The organism is Chryseobacterium gambrini (assembly GCF_900156825.1).
Lineage (GTDB): Bacteria > Bacteroidota > Bacteroidia > Flavobacteriales > Weeksellaceae > Chryseobacterium > Chryseobacterium gambrini.
On record NZ_FTOV01000004.1, the window covers coordinates 267,176 to 287,181 of the forward strand.

At 36.2% G+C, this 20,006-nt stretch carries 19 protein-coding genes; 8 read left to right on the forward strand and 11 right to left on the reverse strand.

Annotated features, from left to right (window positions below; translation table 11 throughout):
- Positions 1 to 52 precede the first annotated feature (52 nt).
- Entirely contained in the window at positions 53 to 1,165 is a 1,113-nt protein-coding gene (gene prfB / locus BW951_RS10320; protein ID WP_076392448.1) for a peptide chain release factor 2, read from the forward strand.
- An 84-nt stretch (positions 1,166 to 1,249) separates the two neighbouring features.
- Positions 1,250 to 1,957, forward strand: coding sequence for a DedA family protein (locus BW951_RS10325; RefSeq protein WP_076392450.1), 708 nt, complete (start codon positions 1,250 to 1,252; stop codon positions 1,955 to 1,957).
- A 135-nt stretch (positions 1,958 to 2,092) separates the two neighbouring features.
- Here BW951_RS10325 and BW951_RS10330 read toward each other — a convergent pair whose 3' ends face one another.
- Positions 2,093 to 2,965, reverse strand: a complete 873-nt coding sequence (locus BW951_RS10330; protein WP_076392452.1) for an alpha/beta hydrolase — start codon at positions 2,963 to 2,965, stop codon at positions 2,093 to 2,095.
- Positions 2,966 to 3,027: 62 nt separating this feature from the next.
- The gene (locus BW951_RS10335; RefSeq protein ID WP_076392454.1) at positions 3,028 to 3,465 is read right to left on the reverse strand and encodes a chorismate mutase family protein; all 438 of its coding nucleotides are present in this window, start codon (positions 3,463 to 3,465) and stop codon (positions 3,028 to 3,030) included.
- A gap of 244 nt (positions 3,466 to 3,709) precedes the next feature.
- Here BW951_RS10335 and BW951_RS10340 point away from each other — a divergent pair, with 244 nt between their 5' ends.
- A complete protein-coding gene (locus tag BW951_RS10340; protein WP_076392456.1) occupies positions 3,710 to 4,609 on the forward strand; it encodes a DUF808 domain-containing protein in 900 nt (299 codons plus the stop codon).
- Positions 4,610 to 4,686: 77 nt separating this feature from the next.
- Here BW951_RS10340 and BW951_RS10345 read toward each other — a convergent pair whose 3' ends face one another.
- The 6 genes from BW951_RS10345 to proS form a co-directional block, all read right to left on the reverse strand.
- On the reverse strand, positions 4,687 to 5,037 hold the full coding sequence (locus BW951_RS10345) for a prevent-host-death protein (protein ID WP_076392458.1): 351 nt from the start codon (positions 5,035 to 5,037) through the stop codon (positions 4,687 to 4,689).
- 100 nt (positions 5,038 to 5,137) lie between these two features.
- Positions 5,138 to 6,256, reverse strand: coding sequence for a molecular chaperone DnaJ (gene dnaJ, locus BW951_RS10350; protein ID WP_076392460.1), 1,119 nt, complete (start codon positions 6,254 to 6,256; stop codon positions 5,138 to 5,140).
- 74 nt (positions 6,257 to 6,330) lie between these two features.
- Positions 6,331 to 6,867 carry a nucleotide exchange factor GrpE gene (locus tag BW951_RS10355; protein ID WP_076392462.1) on the reverse strand — a complete coding sequence of 179 codons (537 nt, stop codon included), beginning with the start codon at positions 6,865 to 6,867 and terminating at the stop codon, positions 6,331 to 6,333.
- Positions 6,868 to 7,472: 605 nt separating this feature from the next.
- The gene (locus BW951_RS10360; protein WP_076392464.1) at positions 7,473 to 8,807 is read right to left on the reverse strand and encodes an Nramp family divalent metal transporter; all 1,335 of its coding nucleotides are present in this window, start codon (positions 8,805 to 8,807) and stop codon (positions 7,473 to 7,475) included.
- A gap of 112 nt (positions 8,808 to 8,919) precedes the next feature.
- Positions 8,920 to 10,230, reverse strand: a complete 1,311-nt coding sequence (locus BW951_RS10365) for an OmpA family protein (protein ID WP_076392466.1) — start codon at positions 10,228 to 10,230, stop codon at positions 8,920 to 8,922.
- Positions 10,231 to 10,359: 129 nt separating this feature from the next.
- Positions 10,360 to 11,835 carry a proline--tRNA ligase gene (proS, locus tag BW951_RS10370; RefSeq protein ID WP_076392468.1) on the reverse strand — a complete coding sequence of 492 codons (1,476 nt, stop codon included), beginning with the start codon at positions 11,833 to 11,835 and terminating at the stop codon, positions 10,360 to 10,362.
- Positions 11,836 to 11,979: 144 nt separating this feature from the next.
- Between proS and BW951_RS10375 the strand changes: the two genes are divergently transcribed.
- Both BW951_RS10375 and BW951_RS10380 read left to right on the forward strand, forming a co-directional pair.
- A complete protein-coding gene (locus BW951_RS10375; RefSeq protein WP_076392470.1) occupies positions 11,980 to 13,068 on the forward strand; it encodes a prolyl-tRNA synthetase in 1,089 nt (362 codons plus the stop codon).
- A gap of 54 nt (positions 13,069 to 13,122) precedes the next feature.
- Positions 13,123 to 14,502, forward strand: coding sequence for an OmpP1/FadL family transporter (locus tag BW951_RS10380; RefSeq protein ID WP_084196413.1), 1,380 nt, complete (start codon positions 13,123 to 13,125; stop codon positions 14,500 to 14,502).
- A 73-nt stretch (positions 14,503 to 14,575) separates the two neighbouring features.
- On the opposite strand, the gene BW951_RS10385 is transcribed toward BW951_RS10380, so the two are convergent.
- Positions 14,576 to 15,304: a ZIP family metal transporter gene (locus tag BW951_RS10385; protein WP_076392602.1), complete on the reverse strand. Its 729-nt coding sequence runs from the start codon at positions 15,302 to 15,304 to the stop codon at positions 14,576 to 14,578.
- A gap of 2 nt (positions 15,305 to 15,306) precedes the next feature.
- Positions 15,307 to 16,032 (reverse strand): SAM-dependent methyltransferase, encoded by a 726-nt coding sequence (locus BW951_RS10390; RefSeq protein WP_076392474.1) that lies wholly within the window; start codon positions 16,030 to 16,032, stop codon positions 15,307 to 15,309.
- A 122-nt stretch (positions 16,033 to 16,154) separates the two neighbouring features.
- Between BW951_RS10390 and BW951_RS10395 the strand changes: the two genes are divergently transcribed.
- Complete coding sequence (locus BW951_RS10395; RefSeq protein WP_076392476.1) at positions 16,155 to 17,318, forward strand: THUMP domain-containing class I SAM-dependent RNA methyltransferase; 1,164 nt, start codon at positions 16,155 to 16,157, stop codon at positions 17,316 to 17,318.
- A gap of 55 nt (positions 17,319 to 17,373) precedes the next feature.
- Positions 17,374 to 17,772: a branched-chain amino acid ABC transporter substrate-binding protein gene (locus tag BW951_RS10400; protein WP_076392604.1), complete on the forward strand. Its 399-nt coding sequence runs from the start codon at positions 17,374 to 17,376 to the stop codon at positions 17,770 to 17,772.
- Position 17,773: 1 nt separating this feature from the next.
- Here BW951_RS10400 and BW951_RS10405 read toward each other — a convergent pair whose 3' ends face one another.
- Entirely contained in the window at positions 17,774 to 18,592 is an 819-nt protein-coding gene (locus BW951_RS10405) for a hypothetical protein (RefSeq protein ID WP_139326142.1), read from the reverse strand.
- Positions 18,593 to 18,738: 146 nt separating this feature from the next.
- On the opposite strand from BW951_RS10405, the gene BW951_RS10415 reads away from it, so the two are divergent.
- Positions 18,739 to 19,743, forward strand: a complete 1,005-nt coding sequence (locus tag BW951_RS10415; protein WP_076392482.1) for a glycosyltransferase family 2 protein — start codon at positions 18,739 to 18,741, stop codon at positions 19,741 to 19,743.
- The last annotated feature ends 263 nt before the right edge of the window (positions 19,744 to 20,006 follow it).

Below are 20,006 nucleotides of genomic sequence, written 5' to 3' on the forward strand. Positions count from 1 at the left end.
TAATTTTCTTTACTCATAATTTTATCCGTATTTTTGCAAAAAATAAACAATCGTGATTAACAGCGACCAGATAAAAGAAATTCAGTCAAGAATTGATGATTTACATAAATATCTTCAGATCGATAAAAAGAAGATAGAAATTTCTAATGATGATGAAAAAACGGCAGCTCCTGAGTTTTGGGACAATCCTAAAGAAGCAGAAGGATTTCTGAAACAGCTCCGTTCCAAAAAGAAATGGGTAGAAGCGTATGATGAAATCAATACCCAGTTTGAAGATCTACAGGTTTTGGCAGAATTTGCCAAAGAAGATCCGGATTCTGAGAAAGAACTGGACGAAACCTTCCCTCAACTGGTTGAAAAAATCGAAGACTTAGAGTTCAAAAATATGCTTTCCAATGAAGGAGATGAGCTTTCAGCCGTTTTACAGATTACAGCGGGAGCAGGAGGAACAGAAAGCTGCGACTGGGCTTCGATGTTGATGAGAATGTACACGATGTGGTCGGAAAAACAGGGCTATAAGATCCGTGAACTGAATTTTCAGGAAGGGGATGTTGCGGGAGTAAAAACCGTAACGCTGGAAATTGAAGGAGAGTTTGCGTTTGGCTATTTACGTGGAGAAAACGGAGTTCACCGACTGGTAAGAATTTCGCCTTTCGATTCCAATGCGAAGCGTCATACGAGTTTCGTTTCGGTGTATGTATATCCTTTGGTGGATGATACGATTGAAATCAACATCAATCCTGCCGATATTTCATTCGAAACCATGAGATCTTCCGGAGCAGGAGGTCAGAACGTAAACAAGGTAGAAACGGCGGTTCGTCTTCGTCACGCACCTACAGGAATCATCATTGAAAACTCAGAATCGCGTTCCCAGCTTCAGAATAAGGAAAAAGCAATGCAGTTGCTTCGTTCCCGATTATACGAAATGGAACTGGAAGAGCGTATGAAAGCCCGTAACGAGATCGAAGCCAATAAAATGAAGATCGAGTGGGGAAGCCAGATCCGAAACTACGTTATGCATCCTTATAAACTGGTAAAAGATGTCCGTTCCGGATACGAAACTTCAGATGTGGATTCTGTGATGAACGGAAACATCACTCCGTTCCTGAAAGCTTTCCTGATGGCGGATGGGACGGCGGTTTCAGACAATGATATGGAATTGTAACAGGATGTTTAAATTTCGTTAAAATCTTATAATAAATTTCCGATTGACGTTTATTAATCCTATTTTTGCTACTTATCAAAATGTATGGAAGATTTCAATAGCTGGAAAGATTTATTAAACCCTGAGTTTTATATCAAGCTTGGAGGATTTTGGCTCATTCTGTTTATCATTTTCGCCGAAACAGGTCTTTTTGTAGGATTTTTTTTACCGGGCGATTCATTGCTTTTCGTTTCGGGGATTTATTCAATTGATATCATCAGAGAGACTTTCGGCTCCACAGGGAGCGATTTTTTCGATACATTTATTTTAGCGGCATCTGTAGCTTTAGCGGCAATTGTTGGAAATGAAGTAGGCTATTATTTCGGAAGAAAAACAGGTTCTGCTTTGTATAAAAAGCAGGATACATGGTTGTTTAAAAAGAAATATCTTTATCAGGCGCATGATTTTTTCGAGAAAAACGGAGCTTTGGCAATTATCATGGCGAGATTTTTACCGGTGGTAAGAACATTCACCCCGATCGTTGCAGGAATCGTAAAGATGGATAAAAAGGCATTTTTAAGAGATAATGTTATCGGAGCGGTTCTCTGGTCGTTTTTATTGATTTTTGCAGGACATTATCTGGACAAATTATTCATCGATCAGTTTGGAATTGATCTTAAGAAAAAATTAGAACTGATTATTATTGTGATTGTTCTGATAACAACAGTTCCGGTTATTATCAAATTTTTATTCGGAAAGAAACAGGATTTCTCCAAGTATGAAAATCATAATTTTGATGAAGACGAAAAATAAAAAAGTACTTTTAAAATAGATCTAACCCGTTCGTTTGAGCGGGTTGTTTTTTGCGATATATTTAAGATTCATCCTTCTTGGCAAATACAGAAGCACGAAAAGCCAACCTCAAAATCCAAATTCTGATTTCAGAAACTAATCTTTAATCCATTCTAGGATATTAGGATAAATAATGCTGTCTCTTTTCTTTCTGCTAAAAAATCTCGGCACATGACCTGTATTTTCCATAAAAATAAACTTATGAGGGACATTTTGAGCCGTTAAAGCAGAATCTAAAGCAATACCCTGTTTCGGGCTGACTAAGAAATCCTGATTTCCCTGAAAATGAAGGGTCGGAACATTCGAAATATGGGCAATCGGACTGGCTTTTTTAAATTCTTCCGATAAATTTTTTCGCAGAAATTTCGTTCCCACCACTTTTTGGATGGTCGGTGAAGAATATTTGGAGTAAAATGAATTGAGATATTCCGGAGAATAAAAATCTGTCGGTCCGCTTAAGGAAATGATCTTTTTTACTTTATCAGGATTTTGATAGCCATACAGCAAAGCAAGATGACCTCCCGCACTTTCTCCTAAAAGGATATAATTGTTGGGTTGAAGCTCCGCTTTCTGCGCCAGTTCGTTGAATTTGGCAATCACCGAGTTGATGTCTTCAAGCTGTTCCCGGTACGTGATTTTTTTTGATTTTGAAACCAGCCGGTAATTCATATTAATACTCGGAATATTATTTTTAAAGAGCATTTTCTGGATCTGGATCATGTGTTCTTTTTTGCCCAAAGTCCATGCTCCGCCATGAATTAATAAGACAACCGGAGAATTTTCAGGATAATCTGAAGGAAGAAAAATGTCTGCTTTCTGCCTTTTATGTTCGCCATATTTCAGATTGTAAATTTTCTGTTCGTTATTCGTTCCCACCCAGACTTTAAATTTTCTCGTATTGCATGAAGTCAGAATAAAGCCAATTAACCCTAAAACAAAGAAATGATAACGAAGAATCAGCTTTTTCATAGAATAAATGTACAGAAAATTAGAATTTAAAAATTAATAATACCAGAAATTTTTATTTTTTGTTATGAGTTCCACTCCATATATCCGAAAAGAAAATGGTTGTTTTCACACAATAAAGTTTTTCCTCCCGAAGCAAATAAACTTTCTCCCCGAAACCATGTTTCGTAAATAATTTCTTCAGGAGAATATTCTTTACTGCATTTTTTACAAAAAATTGAATGAAAATCTTTGCGAATCATTACTTTAATTGAAAAAGATTGTACATATTGATTTTTTTCTGCAAAATCAATATCTGTTTTTGCTTCCGAAAGTAATTTCCGTAAACGGGTGATATTTTGATATTCAATATGTCTTGGGGCATCATGAGGTAATTTTTTGCAATACTTATGATAGATTTCCATTTCATCATCATAAACTTCTATCAGCTTTTCAGTTTCAATCTTCACTTTTGAAACAACTTCATTGCTGGTGTTTTTTACATCGAATGTATAGTATATCATTGTAATATTTTGATTTTAAAGGCTGAAATTAGAATTCGCCTTGTACGTTTCATGGTATTTTTTGATGATTATTACGAATATACAAATTATGAGGAATACAATTTGATATACAGATTTTAAAATAATTAATCTTGATTAACTAAGCGATAAATAAGTTTAAATAAAGCTCGGTCAGTCATGTGAAAAACCGAATTAAATAATTATTTTTGCCCTTTAACAAACATTAAAAAAATATTAAAATTTTATGGCATCTGGTTTTTTTGCGATCTTGGATGATATTGCTGCATTAATGGATGATGTGGCGGTTACAAGTAAAATAGCAACTCAGAAAACAGCTGGAATCTTAGGCGACGATCTTGCTGTAAACGCTGAAAAAGCGACTGGTTTTCTTTCGTCTAGAGAACTTCCTGTTTTGTGGGCAATCACAAAAGGATCATTCATTAATAAGCTCATCATTCTTCCGATTGTTTTCGTTCTGAACTGGCTGTATCCACCTGCGATTAATTATGTTTTAATTTTAGGAGGTTTATATCTTGCTTTTGAAGGCGTGGAAAAGATTATAGAGTTTCTGTTTCACAGGGATAAAAAAGGGCATGAAGTGGTAGAAGAAGTGGAGGAGAAGAATACCAATTCTGAAGAAACGGAAAAGGCAAAGATCAAGTCTGCAATTACTACGGATTTTATTCTGTCTATTGAAATTGTAATTATTGCTTTGGGAACAGTGCTGGAAGAAAGTCATCCTTTTATTACCCAGATTCTGGTAACCTCATTGGTGGCTTTTATTGCAACAGTAGGTGTTTACGGAATTGTAGCTTTAATTGTAAGAATGGATGATGCGGGATTTAAACTGATCAGAAAGAGTAACGATAAAGGAATTATCGGAAAACTGGGACATCTTCTTGTAAAAGCACTTCCAATAGTTATTAAAGCTTTAGGAGTAATTGGAACCATTGCCCTGATTATGGTTGCCGGAGGAATTTTTGCACACCGAATAGAGTATTTCCACCATATTCTACCGTCATGGTCTTCAGATAAAATGCTTACGGTTCTTAAAGAAGTGATTCTGGGACTTGGAGGAGGATTGCTTGCCGTGGCTGTTTTCACCATTGGAAAAGCTTTGTTTTCTTTAGTAAAACGTGCATAGAAAATTGATCGATAATAGTAAAAATTCGCGGCTTCGTAGAAGCCGCGAATTTTTTATTTCGAAGATAATTTAATTACCTAGTTCAGATCATAATTCATGATCACCAGTCGCAGGATAAAATGTACATAATCCTGGTCTGCATTTTTTCTGTTGATCAGATGGTTTTTATATTCATAGGATTTCAGGACAGAAAGCAGTTGTCTGTAAGTCTCCAGATCTTCGTTTTTGATCTTTACCCTCATATTTCCGTCTCTTCTTTCTACGATTTTGTCATCCAGCGTTCTTACTTTAAATAAAACCTCGCATGATTTTTTAGCAGGTCCGAAATATCTCTCAACAATATTAATTTTGAATGCATCAAAAGTAATCGTATTGAAAATAAGATTCGCCGTAGATTCTGGTGTATGGAGTTGAAGCTTGTAGTTCATGAGAAATTTTTACAATAAGTACAATATGTACAGGTTTTTAATTTAAAGTAGTTTTAAAATTCAAAAAGAGACTTTTCAAAGAAAGCCTCTATAAATATAGTTAATTGAAAAGATCTTTCACCTTATCGAAGAAAGTTTTTTCTTTACCGGATGGTTCCGCAACCATTTCTCCGCTGTTCATTTGCTTTTCGAAGAAGTCTTTTTGATCTTTTGTCAGCTTTTGCGGAGTCCATACATTGATGTGGATAAACATATCACCTTTTCCGTAGCTGTCGATACTTGGAAGACCTTTCCCTGCTAATCTCAGAATTTTTCCGGATTGCGTTCCTGCATCCACTGTAATTTTCACTTTTCCGCCAACGGTAGGAACCTCTTTTTTCGTTCCCAAAGCCGCTTCAGCAAATGAAATATACAATTCCTGATGAAGATTATCTCCTTCTCTTTTAATTACTTTATCAATTTCCTCTTCGATAATTACCAGTAAATCTCCCGGAATACCTCCAAAAGGAGCATCATTACCTTTTCCTCTTACATTTAACTGGATACCGTCTCTTGCACCGGCTGGAATATTAATCGTTACTTCCTCTTCATCTTTAATCAATCCCTGAGCATTGGCTCCCGCAGGAATTTTATCTGCCACTTTTCCGATTCCCTGACACGTTCCGCAGGTTGTCTGGGTCTGCATCTGTCCGAACATCGTATTCATTACCTTAAGCTGCACACCGGAACCGTTACAGGTAGGGCAGGTTTTTGAAGTGGCACCTTCTGCCATCTTCATTTTCTTTACTTTAATGGTTTTCTGCGTTCCGTTCACCATTTCATCAAGATTCAGCTTAATTCTGATTCTTAAATTAGAACCTTTTACCTGTTGACGACCACCGCCGCCACCGCCAAATCCTCCGAAACCGCCACCGAAAATATCTCCAAACTGGTTGAAAATATCTTCCATGTTCATTCCGCCGCCGAAACCGCCTCCTCCGAAGCCTCCGTTTCCGCCCATTCCTGCGTGTCCGAACTGGTCGTATCGCGCACGCTTCTGTTCGTCGCTCAGAACTTCGTAAGCTTCTGCAGCTTCTTTAAATTTTTCTTCGGCATCTTTATCGCCCGGATTTTTATCAGGGTGATATTTAATGGCCATTTTACGGTATGCTTTCTTTATTTCGTCGGCTGATGCAGATTTGCTGATCTCAAGAACCTCGTAATAATCTCTTTTTGACATCTTTATATGAGTAATTAGTAATGAATAATGAGTAATATCAAAAATTGCTTATTACCCATCACTTATTGCTTATGTTAATTTCCTGTAACTACTTTTGCAAAACGGATCACTTTTTCTCCTAAAGTGTATCCTGTTTCAATAACATCCACGATTTTTCCTTTCAAATCTTCTGACGGAGCAGGAATCTGAGTGATCGCTTCGTGGAAATCCACATTAAAGCTGTCTCCCGCTTTTACTTCCATTGCTTTCAGTCCTTTTTCTGTCAGTTTATTTTTGAATTTGTTGTAAATTAATTCAACACCTTGCAGATCAGCAGGATTTCCGTTCTTCGCAATTTCTTTAATTGCTCTTTCAAAATCGTCCAATACGCCAAGCATAGAAATCATCATATCCTGATTTGCATACTGGAAAAACTCCATTTTCTCTTTGCTTGTTCTTTTTTTATAATTTTCGAATTCTGCGTACAGTCTGATGTAACGATCCTTTTCTTCTGCCAAAAGTTCCTCTGCCGTAGGTTTTGCTGTCACATTTTCCTCAGTTGCCGCTTCGTTCTGAATATTCGTATCTTCTTGATTATTGATGCTTTCTTCGTTAATATCCTGATTTACCATAATTCAATCTTTATTTTCCTTTTTATTCACAAACATTCTGCCAAAGAAAAAAGCGTGACATTTCGTCAGATTTTGAGTATTTGTTGCAATTGAATAACGAGCGGCTAAAAACGTCTTTCCTCTGAAGGGAGGACAGAAATTTGTAAAAATTTTTTGATGGTATGGTTTTAAATATTACTTAAAGTACAGTTGTTTTTCTTGTTTTTAAGAAGCTGTTTCCCGCTTTCCGCACTCGCTATTTTCTGTATTTTGGCTGCGGCAGCGAAGCTGCCGCAGCCAAAATACAGAAAATGAGCTCAGACAAAGCTCCAATCGGGGCTAGAATTGAAGTCGTGTTTTAATGATTGGGAAATCTGTTATTTGAAAAATTTAACATCATTACAAACATCAGATTTGAAAAAATTAATAATTGTGCAAAATTTGTCATCATTGAAAAGCTTTGAGTTCTTTGCTAAGTAGAATGGCTTTGTGAACTTAAAAATATACATGAGTCTTTAAAAAAACTTTGAGGACTTTACGTCAAAAAATAAGCACGATCATTAATGAAGTATGTACAAAAAAATTACGGTTACTTAATATAAAAAGAAAATGATTTTGGTACAGAACTATTTCCCAAAAAATGTCTGATACAGAAGATAAAGATTCAAAATGATAATAATAAATGAAATAATCCAGACACAGATTTTCAGGAAAGGTTTGTTGACGAATTCGCCCATTTTACCTTTATCACTCGTAAACATAACAAGCGGAACCACTGCAAAACTCAACTGCATTGAAAGAATAACCTGACTTAAAACCAATAAATCCGTAGTTCCTTCTTCGCCATAAAGAATAGCCACAATAAGAGCGGGAATTACAGCAATTAGTCTCGTGATCAGTCTTCTCAACCATGGTTTTAATCTGATGTTCAGAAAACCTTCCATTACAATCTGTCCGGCAAGCGTTCCGGTAAGCGTAGAATTTTGTCCCGAAGCGAGAAGAGCAATTGCAAAAGCAATACTTGCCATTGAAGCTCCTAAAATCGGAGTCAGCATCTTATACGCATCATGGATATCAGCAACACCTTTATTTCCTGTAATATGGAAAGTTGCCGCTGCCAGAATAAGAATTGCAGCATTAATGAAAAACGCAAGCATTAAAGAAACCGTACTGTCTAAAGTTGCAAATTTTATTGCCTCTTTTTTACCCTCTCGTGTACGCTCGTAATCCCGTGTCTGCACAATGCTGCTGTGCAAGTACAGATTATGAGGCATCACGGTAGCTCCCAAAATTCCGATCGCAATGTAAAGCATGGCGGGATTCTGAATGATTTCTTTTTGAGGAATCAGACCACCTAAAAGTTCATTAACAGCAGGTTTAGAAATAACCAATTCATACACAAAACAGGCGAGAATAATAAAAATCAGTCCGCCGACAATACTTTCGATCCATCGGAAACCTTTTGACTGAAGGAGAAGAATGAAAAGGACATCAATAGTCGTAATGACAATTCCCCAGGTAAGAGGAATATGAAAAAGTAAATTTAATGCAATCGCAGAACCGATTACTTCCGCAAGATCACAGGCTGCAATGGCAATTTCACAGAATATCCAAAGAATAAAATTGGTAGTGGGACTGAAATGGTCTCTGCAAGCCTGCGCTAAGTCTCTTTCTGCAACCACACCTAATTTCACGGACAAATGCTGCAAAATCATTGCAAAAATATTCGAAATTAAAATTACAGAAAGCAGGGTATAGCCAAACTGCGCTCCTCCGGCAATATCTGTCGCCCAGTTTCCGGGATCCATATATCCAACGGCAACCATCAGTCCGGGACCTGCAAATGCAAGATATTTTCTCCAGAAACTTGCATTTTTAGGAACTTTCACCGAAGAATATACTTCAGATAATGAGTGGGAGGTTTTATCTTTTCGCCAGGCGCTTTTTAATTTCAGATTCATAAATGTTAGAAATGACTAACAAATATAATTAAATAAATAAAAACATACCGTATTTAAAAGAAAAAATCCCGGAAATTAAATTTCCGGGATTCTGATTTTTAAAAGTTTAAGACTATTTTGTAAATCTTACAGACATTTTTCTGTCGATTGCTCTTTCTGCATCAGATGCTTTGGCATCTACAGTTGCAAACTGACTTCCGTATCCGTCTGCTCCGGTCACCTGAGATCCAACTCCTTGTTTCTCCAACCATGATTTAATATAATTGGCTCTGTCTGCCGATAATTTAAGGTTCTTAGTTTCATCTCCTGTTTTATCGGTATAACCTCCGATTTTTATTTTTGCATCAGGGTAAGCTTTTAATATAGCTACCAAATTCTGCAACTGTCCTTCAGAACCTGCTTCTAAGGCTGTAGAACTTCCTAATTTAAAGTTTACATGGTCAAAATTATACCACGTTTTTTTTAAAGCAGCATCATCTTTGGCATTTTGATACCCTCCGGATTTTAAGAAAGTGATCATGTTGTCTTCCATTCCTCCTTTATATCCTTTTAAGGCAACTCCGTTTAAGTCGATATTCTCATCAACTTTAGCACTTGCGGAATTCATTCCTGCAGTATCGGTTGTCATAGCTGCATTTATCGTATCTGTAGACACGGTATTAGAATCCTTCATTGTGGTTGTCGTCGTTGTCTCTTTTTTATCACACTGTTTCCAGATAAAATAAGCAGCAGCCACTAAAAGTAATAATGGAAGCAACCATTTCCAGATAGAACCACCTCCTTCATTGTTGTTTCTTTCCGGGAAAGTTCCGTTAGGCGCTGTGCTTCTTGTTACATCAATTTTCGGTTCTTCAGAAACCGTATTTTTAATGGTATCCTTATCATTGTCAAACTTGTACCCTTTAGCCCAATCCCAGTCGCCCATATTTAATGAAGCCAAAGAAAGTCCTGCAGGTAAAAGTGTTGAAATAATACCTTTCTGATCACTAAGTAAACTTGAAATTCCGTTTTTATCAAGATTGTTATCGGCAGCATATTTTCCTACAGATCCAATCGTTGCACCAGTCACCAGATTAAGCAGCGAATTTGAAGAATTGTTGCTGATTCCTGCATAAGTTGCGATTCCGTTTACAATTCCACTTAATTTATCACCAAAAATTAATGATAAAAGACTGGAAATGATAGAATTGTTTGATGAACCTCCCATCAGATTGCTTAAAATTCCATTGGAAGCAGCTCCCGAAATTGCATCTAAAACGGCAGGATTATCAGATTTGTTTGCTAAACCACCCACAACGGCAGGCAATAAACCTCCGATTGCTTTTGAAATAGCGGACTCACTTTCTCCGAACTGTGATGCAGCCTGAGATACTAAAGCCGGACCTAATTGTCCTTTAATTAAATCAATAACATTTAAAGACATAATAAATTTATTTTAAAGATTAATGTTGGGATAAATTTAAACAAAAAACAGTCCAAATGTTGATTTTTAAAAAAAATCTGCAAAAAATATTAAAATTTTTGCAGATTTAATAATTTATTATGTTAAGCTTTAATATGCTTTTGCGAATAAAACTCTTCTTTTAGATGGCTTTCCGGAAATCAGTGAAATTCCTTCTTCAATATCATCATCCAAAGGAATACATCTGATGGTCGCTTTGGTTTCATCCTTAATCTGCTCTTCTTCTTCAGCAGTTCCGTCCCAATGCGCATAAATGAATCCTCCTTTTTCTTCCAAAACCTTCTTGAATTCTTCATAAGTATCCACTTTCGTAATATTATTTTTTCTGAATTCAAATGCTTTATTGTAAATATCCTGCTGAATGGTTTTCAGTAATTCTTCAATATAAGAATCTAAACCATCAATAGAACGAACTTCTTTCGTTAAGTTATCTCTTCTGGCAATTTCCACAGATCTGTTTTCAAGATCTCTTGGTCCCATTGCAATTCTTACAGGAACACCTTTCAGTTCATATTCCGCAAATTTCCAGCCCGGTTTGTTCTGCGTATCATTGTCAAATTTCACAGAAATTCCTTTTGCTCTCAGTTTAGCCTGAATATCTAAAGCCACTTCGCTGATTTGCGCCAACTGTTCTTCTCCTTTAAAGATCGGAACAATCACAACCTGAATCGGAGCCAAAGTAGGAGGAAGTACCAATCCGAAATCATCAGAGTGCGTCATAATCAAAGCGCCCATCAAACGCGTTGAAGTTCCCCATGATGTTGCCCATGCGTGTTCGATTTTACCTTCTTTATTCGTGAATTTTACATCAAATGCTTTTGCGAAATTCTGTCCTAAAAAGTGAGATGTTCCCGCCTGTAAAGCTTTTCCGTCCTGCATCAATGCTTCAATACAATAGGTTTCGTCTGCTCCTGCAAATCTTTCGGAAGGCGTTTTCAACCCCTGAATTACAGGAATTGCCATAAAGTTTTCTGCAAAATCTGCATATACGTTATTCATTTTCTCAGCTTCTTCTATCGCTTCTTCTTTGGTAGCATGAGCAGTATGCCCTTCCTGCCATAAAAATTCTGCTGTTCTTAAGAAAAGACGTGTTCTCATTTCCCAACGGACAACATTCGCCCATTGGTTGATTAATATAGGTAAATCTCTGTAAGACTGGATCCAGTTTTTATAAGTATTCCAGATAATTGCTTCTGAAGTGGGACGAACGATAAGCTCTTCCTCCAGCTTAGCATCCGGATCTACAATAAGTTTTGAAGGATTGTCCGGATCTGTTTTTAATCTGTAATGGGTTACAACTGCACATTCTTTAGCAAAACCTTCTGCATTTTTTTCTTCAGCCTCAAACAGGCTTTTGGGCACAAAAAGCGGGAAATAAGCATTAACGTGACCTGTTTCTTTGAATTTTTTATCCATTTCGTCACGCATTTTTTCCCAGATCGCATAGCCGTATGGTTTAATCACCATGCATCCTCGTACTCCTGAGTTTTCAGCTAAGTCGGCTTTTACCACCAACTCATTATACCATTTGCTGTAATCTTCGCTTCTTGAGGTTAATTTTGCCATTATTTTTTAAAATTTTTTTAACTTTTTTATGTTATTGTTATCTAAAAATAAAAATCTATTTTTGATAGATTTTTGTAACCGTATTTTGGTACATTTTTAGTACAGATTGCAAATATAATTTAAATTAAAAATTTTTACGTTATCATGAAAAGAAATATACATAAAAATTTGCTCGGAATGTTAAAATCCAAAGGGATTCTGGCAATATCAGGCGGATTGTTACTTGTGTCTTGCGGCGCTCAGATGGGTGGCTACAGCGAGACAGATGGCGTTTATTACGACCCGAATAAAGATACGCTACCTGAAGGCGTAATCATCAACGACAGAGGAAACAGAGTCGGAGAAGATTACAATTATTATCAGGATGATTCCAACGTGATTCAGAATGCTGAGGCCAATGCTAAAGAAGGAAGATACAGTGATTGGAATAACTATAACTGGAATACTACAGCTACAGATTCAGACTGGGGAAGCTACGCAGGAAGCCAGACCAACTATTACGACAATTCATGGGGATGGGGTTCTCCTTGGGGTTGGGGCGGATGGTATGGCGGCTATAATCCTTATTGGGGATATGGCGGATACGGTGGCTGGAATCTCGGACTTTCCTGGGGTTGGGGCGGCTCATGGGGATGGGGCTCCGGCTGGAATATGGGATGGGGATATTCTCCATACTGGGGCTACAATCCATATTGGGGTTGGGGCGGATATTACGGCAATCCTTATTGGGGCTACGGAGGATATTGGGGTGGCGGATATTACGCACCAATGTACAGAAGAAGTGGCTCTAACGGAAGAGGTTTCAATACCTATAACGGAGGATTTGCCAGCAAGTATGGCGTAAATTCCGGTGGATTCAGAAGAAGCAACAGCAATGTAGGCGGATTCAGAGATTCCGGTTCAAATAACGGTGGATTCAGAAACTCTGGTAATACAGGAGGATTCAGACAGGGAAATACGAACGGCGGTTTCAGAAACCCCAATCAGACTGGAGTAAGACCGCAGGGAGGCTTCAGAAATCCAAACCAGAGTCAGCCAAGACCAAGTTACAATTACCCACAACAATCGCAGCCAAGATATAATGACGGAGGTTTCAGAAATAACGGAGGCTTCAATAATTCCAACAGCGGAGGCGGCTTCAGATCAGGAGGCGGTGGCTTTAGCGGAGGAAGCGGCGGCGGTGGATTCAGATCCGGCGGAGGCGGCGGAGGCGGTTTCCGAGGTGGCAGATAATTTTAAAAAGTAATAACTATTCAAAAAATAATGTTAAAAAAATCTTTAGCAATAATGAGCATTTCTGCTGCATTTTTTGCGCAGGCTCAAGATGTTTCTGTGATTAGAAATACAGTAGATGTTTATTCTAATGCTCCAAATATTGGTTCCGCTAAGTTCAATGCAATGGGTGGTTCCAACGGAGCTTTAGGAGGTGATGCAAATGCGCTGCTTACCAATCCTGCGGGTTTAGGGGTGGCAATTTCAGGGGAAATTTCCGGAACATTATCTATTACAAATAACAAGAACACCTCTACTTATGCAGGTTCTTCTTACGGATACAGCATCAATAAAGGGGATCTTGGAAACTTAGGAGCTGTAATGACTTTTCAGTTATTAACCGAAAGTGCATGGAAATTCATCAATATTGGAGTAAACTATTCCAACCAGTCGATTGAGAATTATATTGAAACTCCGGGAAACAGCAATTTAGTGTATGATTTTCCTGATGCTAAAAGTTCATCTTTTGGTAGACATGCCTATGACAGATATGGATATTTATCCAAAACAAGTGTTGGAGTAGGAGCAAACTATAACAATAATTTATATTTAGGGGCAGGATTGAATTTTTTCAACTCATCAATAGATCAGTCGGATACAGCAATGTTTAATTCTTTGGCTGATGGAAGCTCTGAATATTTCAGTAAGCAGAATACTCCTTTCTACGAAAAAGGAAACGGTTTTTCAGCTTCATTGGGGGTAATTGGAAAATTAAGTCCTAATTTCAGATTGGGAGCAGCTTTAGAAACTCCGACTTTCTGGGATATCGACAGAAGCTACAATTTCTACAATGATCCTATTTATGGAGATGATACTGCTATTGAAAACAGAAAATTAACCACTCCTTTAAAGGCAACAGTAAGTGCTGCATTTATTGCGAGTAAAAGTTTTGCTTTGAACGTAGATTATACATTAGGTTTAACAAAGCCTAAATATAAAGTTTACGGAGATGCTGAAACGGAGCTGAACGACTTCTTTAAAGAGAATTACAAAAATTTATCAGAAGTAAAGATCGGTGCAGAATACAGAGTTAAACAGTTCAGACTGAGAGGAGGGTATTCTTATGCTTCAAGCCCTTTTGATGCTTTAACGATAAACAGATATTCCAACAATGGAGGTGTGGATGAAAATCAGTCGTACAGCAACCTGATCCTTAACGACAGAAATGCTTTATCTTTCGGTCTTGGGTACGATTTCAAATCATTCTACATTGATGCTTCTTATCAGAACATCACTTCAAAATATACCAATCCGTTTTTGTACGGTGTTGCTGATGGTAATTACGAAGCAGGATATTATTCGCCAAGCCGTTTAATTTCAAGTGATGCTTTTGCGGTGTCGGATGTTAAAAACGTAAGAAACAATTTCTTTATTACACTTGGATGGAAATTCTAATCTGAGTAATAAAACTTATATAAAAGCTCCGAATTTACGTTCGGAGCTTTTTTATTTTAGAAAATTAAATTAATTAATGGTGATGTCCTACGTGATCATGACTGTGAAAAAGATGCATGACCAAAGCTAAAGAAACCCCTAAAATCACAAGCCCTATTTTCAGCCAGTCGATGTTATGGTTTTTATTGCTTTCAAAAATAATTACCGAAGAAATATGCAGGAAAATTCCTCCTACAATAGCCAGAAAGTAAGGCTGAAGATCAGGATTGAAATAATTTCCGAGCAGCATTCCCATCGGAGAAGCCAAAGCAAAAAGGGCAACAATCAGTAGCGAAGGATAAGAAGGATTGGACTTTGATTCATCTTTTCGGTTAAATAAAAATGCGCCCAAAATAAACGATATCGGAAGATTGTGAAAAACAATTCCCAAAAGATAAGGCGATAATTCCTGTTCTTCGTTCGCTAAAGGAATTCCCTCAATAAAAGCATGGATAAAAAGCCCCACCATTAAAGCAACAGGCAGAATATTATGTTCGCTGTGATGATGAAAATGCCCATGTTCGAAACCTTTGGTTAAAGCTTCAAGAATCATTTGCAGTAAAACTCCGGCAATCACGAAAATACCCAGACTGCTTCCTGTTTCTGAGGTATAAACCTGCGGAAATACTTCGTTCAGACAAATGGTAATCAGAAATCCGGCACTTAAAATCAAAAGATTTTTTGCCAGTTTTTCTTTTTTACCGAAATGTTTTCCCAGAAATACTCCTGTAATAACGCTTAAAACCAGTAAAAGTACGGTAATCATTATTTTTTCTTGAATAAATTAATGCAACGCGGAGAAGTATCCTTATTAAAATCGTTCAGTTGGTAATCTCCCCAGATTTTTACTCTCTCAAAACCACATTCAGTTGCATAGGAATTGATGGCATCCAACGTATGAAGTTTTACTTTTTCGAAGAAATGATACGGCTTTCCGTCTGCTTCAAATTGAATGTCTTTTACAATATGTCTTCCCTCGATTTTCTTTTTTATTTTAAACTCAATATCTCCGCGAATGATGGTAGATTGCGGAACAATGCTTTTTCTTACGTATTCTTCATTCAGATAATCCAGAACAAAATATCCGTCTTGTTTTAATGCATTATAAACCGACTGAAATACTTTTTTGTCATCATTTTCATTATCAAAATATCCGAAGCTTGTAAAAAGATTGAAAACAGCGTCCATCGGATCTGCATCAATCGGGTTTCTCATGTCGTGAACATCAAAAAGCAAGGTCTGATTCTCAAACTGCTTATCGAATTCTATACTCTGTCTGGAAAGATCAAGTCCCAAAACATCATACCCAAGCTTATTAAGAAAAACCGAATGTCTTCCCTTACCACAAGCGAGATCGATGATTTTTGAGTTCGGCGGAAGCTGCAGTTCTGCAGTAAGTTTTGTAATAAAATTTTCCGCTTCTGTATAGTCTCTGTTGCTGTACAGTACATGATAATAAGGGGTATCAAACCAAGATTCAAACCATTCCATACTGCAAAAATAGTGTTTTTTGAGCGATTGTCTGCTTTTGAGAACCCATGGTTTTTGTAGTTGCAGCGATTTCTGTAAACTATAATCTGACAACCAACGACTAAAATTGCTATTTTTGCAGTATGGATATAGAGAATATACAGATTCAGATAAAAACATTCTTTGGGTTGGAACAGATTTTGGCGGAAGAGATCAAAAAGCTGGGAGGAAGAAAAGTTGAGGTTAAAAACCGTGCGGTAAACTGTGAAGGAGATTTGGGCTTTTTATACAAGATCAATTACTCTGCGAGAACGGCTTTGAAAATTTTGGTTCCGATTCACGAATTTAAAGCTTTCAATCAGCACCAGTTTTACGACAGGCTTTTTAAATTCAACTGGGAAGAATTTATGGATGTGGATCAGTCTTTTGCAATTGATTCTACAGTAAATTCTGAAACATTTAAGCATTCTCAGTTCGTAACGCTGAAAATGAAAGACGCAATTGTAGATTATTTTCAGGAAAAATTCAAAAGACGTCCGAATGTAGAGACCAAAAATCCGGATATTAAATTCCACCTTCATATCGACAGAGAGTTAATTACGATTTCTCTGGATTCTTCGGGAGATCCTTTATTTAAGAGAGGATACAGAAGAGAGCAGGGAGAAGCTCCGATTAATGAAGTTCTGGCAAGCGGAATGCTTCAATTGGCAGGTTGGGACGGAAAAGGAAATTTCCTTGATCCCATGTGCGGTTCGGGAACACTTTTAATAGAAGCGGCAATGATTGCTTTGGATCTTCCGGCGCAGATTTTCAGAAGGAGATTTGCTTTCCAGAACTGGAAAAATTATGATGCGGATCTTTTTACCAAGATTAAAGAATTCAGAATCAACAGGGTGAAAGAATTTACCGGAAAGATCGTTGGCTACGATATTGATGCAAGAATGCTGAATGCGGCAAGAATGAACATCGAAGCAGCAGAAATGGAAGATGTAATTGAAGTGAAGAAACAGAATTTCTTTGATTCCAAAAAAGAACTTTTCCCTTTGTTAATGGTTTTCAATCCGCCTTACGACGAAAGAATTTCTATTAATGATGATGATTTTTACAAGAAAATAGGTGATACTTTCAAAACCCATTATCCGAATACATTAGCATGGCTGATTTCTTCTGATCTGGAAGCGGTAAAGAAAATCGGTCTTCGTCCGTCAAGAAAAATCAAGCTTTTCAACGGAAAACTGGAAACAAGATTTCTGCAGTATGAAATGTATGAAGGAACGAAGAAAGTTCATAAACTTGAAGAAAAATAATATTAAAACCTTCCTTTTTACGGAAGGTTTTTTATTTTTGTTAAAAACTCAAACTATGAATTTCGATTTTCTAGATGTTTTTGGCGTTGTAATAGATGTTGTGGAATTATTAGGCAGCAATTCTTCAGATTCAAACTATAATGAAAAATCTAAAATAGAAAAAAAGACAAAATATTTTACAGAGAAAGTAAGTGCAGTATTTCTTTTTTCTTCGGCAGTTTTATTTTTTTTCGTATTCAAAGATCCATTGCCTTCTGAAAAATATGTTCAGACATTAATTGTTGCTTCACTTATTGGAGTTGCCATTTCATTTTTATTATTTTTTGTTTTACATTCTTTAGAAAAATACTATTTCAAGAGTGTTTTTCAGTGGCTTTTTTTCAGTATTTCTGTACTGTCTTTTTTTATTTCTCTGGTTTTGTGGATTTATTTTAAATCAGGAATATTTTCTTAATTTATTTCCATTCCTCAACTCTTGTAAGTAGAAAAATTATGATATAAAATAAAAATACTCCCAATATAAACTTGATGTTAGAATTCTGATTTTCATCATTTTCATTAGCTATTGGTATTAAAAATATGTCGGAATAATTAGATACTGCTTTATTATAACAATCAAAATTAGGATCGGTTATAGTGAGATAGGTGAATTTTTTTATTCTATAAAAATCATAGTTCTGCAATTCTTTCTTTTTCTCGGTTAAGAAATTTTCCATCTGTTCTTCTTCTGTAAAAAATTTTGTGTCAGAAAGTATTTCGAATTGTAGCGAATAATAAACCTTATTTTTATTTTGTTCACTTTTAAAAGGATATAAAAAATAAAGCTGTAGATAGTGTGATCCTGATCTTTTATTAATGCGAATATTTTTATAAATAACAGGATTGTTAATGATTTCGAAATTTTTTATTATCAATTTCGGACTTTTTGAATTGTATATCTCATTAACAGAAGATATTATCTTCGTTGTCTGATAATTATTTTTCATAAAATCCATCATCGAAAAATTGATCATTACAATACAAAACAAAGACGAAAGTATGATAACGCCTTCCCTTTTTTTAGAAAGTTTAAAGTTTTTAATTAATTTTATTTCAATAAAATAAGCCGGGATCAGCAAAACGAGTATTAAGATTATCCATATATCAAGTCCGAATTTGGGAGGAAACGGATGAATGTTAAATAACCAATATGAGGGTATAAAAATAAAGGAAGTTGTAATTAAGCCAATAATAAAAATTATGATAGAATATTTAAATTCTCTAAAACCACTCATCACATTTATGTTTAAAGATCAAAAATACTCAAAAATCAATGATTACAATGTAATGTTACTATTGATTATCTTAAATTAAGCTGTTAATTTCCAAAATCTTTTTGCTCATTCCTTCCCGAATAAGTAATTTTGAAAAATTTTCAGATTTGAAGCCTACAATTTCCATTATCGTTGCTATTTTTAATCGTAAAGACGAACTTTTTGAACTCCTGAATTCTCTTACTGCTCAGACAGACAAAGAGTTTGAGATTATTATCGTGGATGACGGCTCACTAATCGATTTAAAACCAACAATTGCAAAATTCGAAAGTTTTTTAACCATTAAATATTTCCGGAAAGATAATTCTGGACCCGGTTTATCGAGAAATTACGGGGCGAGAAGAGCCGAAAACGAATGGCTTGTTTTTGTAGACAGCGACGTGATTGTAGAGAACGATTACATCGAAAACATCAAAAAAGATATTCTTGAAATTCCATGTGATGCTTTTGGAGGAGCAGATAAAGCGCATAAAGGTTTTAATTTAATGCAGAAAGCCATTTCTTATTCTATGACTTCTGTTTTTACAACGGGAGGAATTAGGGGCAGTAAAAAAGCCGTTTCAAAATTTCAGCCCAGAAGCTTCAATATGGGGGTAAAAAAGGAAGTTTTTGAAAAAGTCGGAGGTTTTTCAGAAATGAGAATAGGAGAGGATCCGGATCTTTCCATGACGCTTTGGGAAAATGGTTTTACAACTGCTTTTTTCGATGATATCGCAGTCTATCACAAACGAAGGGTAGATTTCGGAAAGTTTTCAAAACAGGTCTATCAGTTTGGCTGTGCAAGACCTATTCTTAACCAAAGACATCCGAATTATGTGAAAATTTCGTTCGCATTTCCTACTTTATTTATGTTGGGCTACATCATGGGCTTTGTAGAATATTTCATTCTGGGAAAAGGCGTTATTCTTGCGTTTTATGGGTTATATACTTTTATGGTTCTTTTCCACGCTTTGTGGGCGACCAAAAACATCAGCATTGCCGGAATGGCGGTTATTTCCACCTACATCCAGATGTTTTCTTACGGTTATGGCTTCTTAAAATCGTGGATTTTATTAAATATTTTCAGGATGAAACCCGAAGACGCATTCCCGAAACATTTTCATAAAGTTTGATTTTACCACTAAAATTTTTGATGCATTACTTTTTAGCGTAAATTTTTTGACGCAAAGATTTTTTAGCAAAGCTTGAAACATACACTTCATGAAATCAACTTGTTGATTCTTCCTTGCTCCCTTAAATAATGGGTATTTGAAATTAAACTTTGCGTTAAAAAAAACTATGATTTTCGATTACAGAAATATTGCTTTTTAGGTGCGGAACTTATCTAAAAAAATATATTTTGTTAGCTTTTAAAATGCTGCAAAATAGCATACAA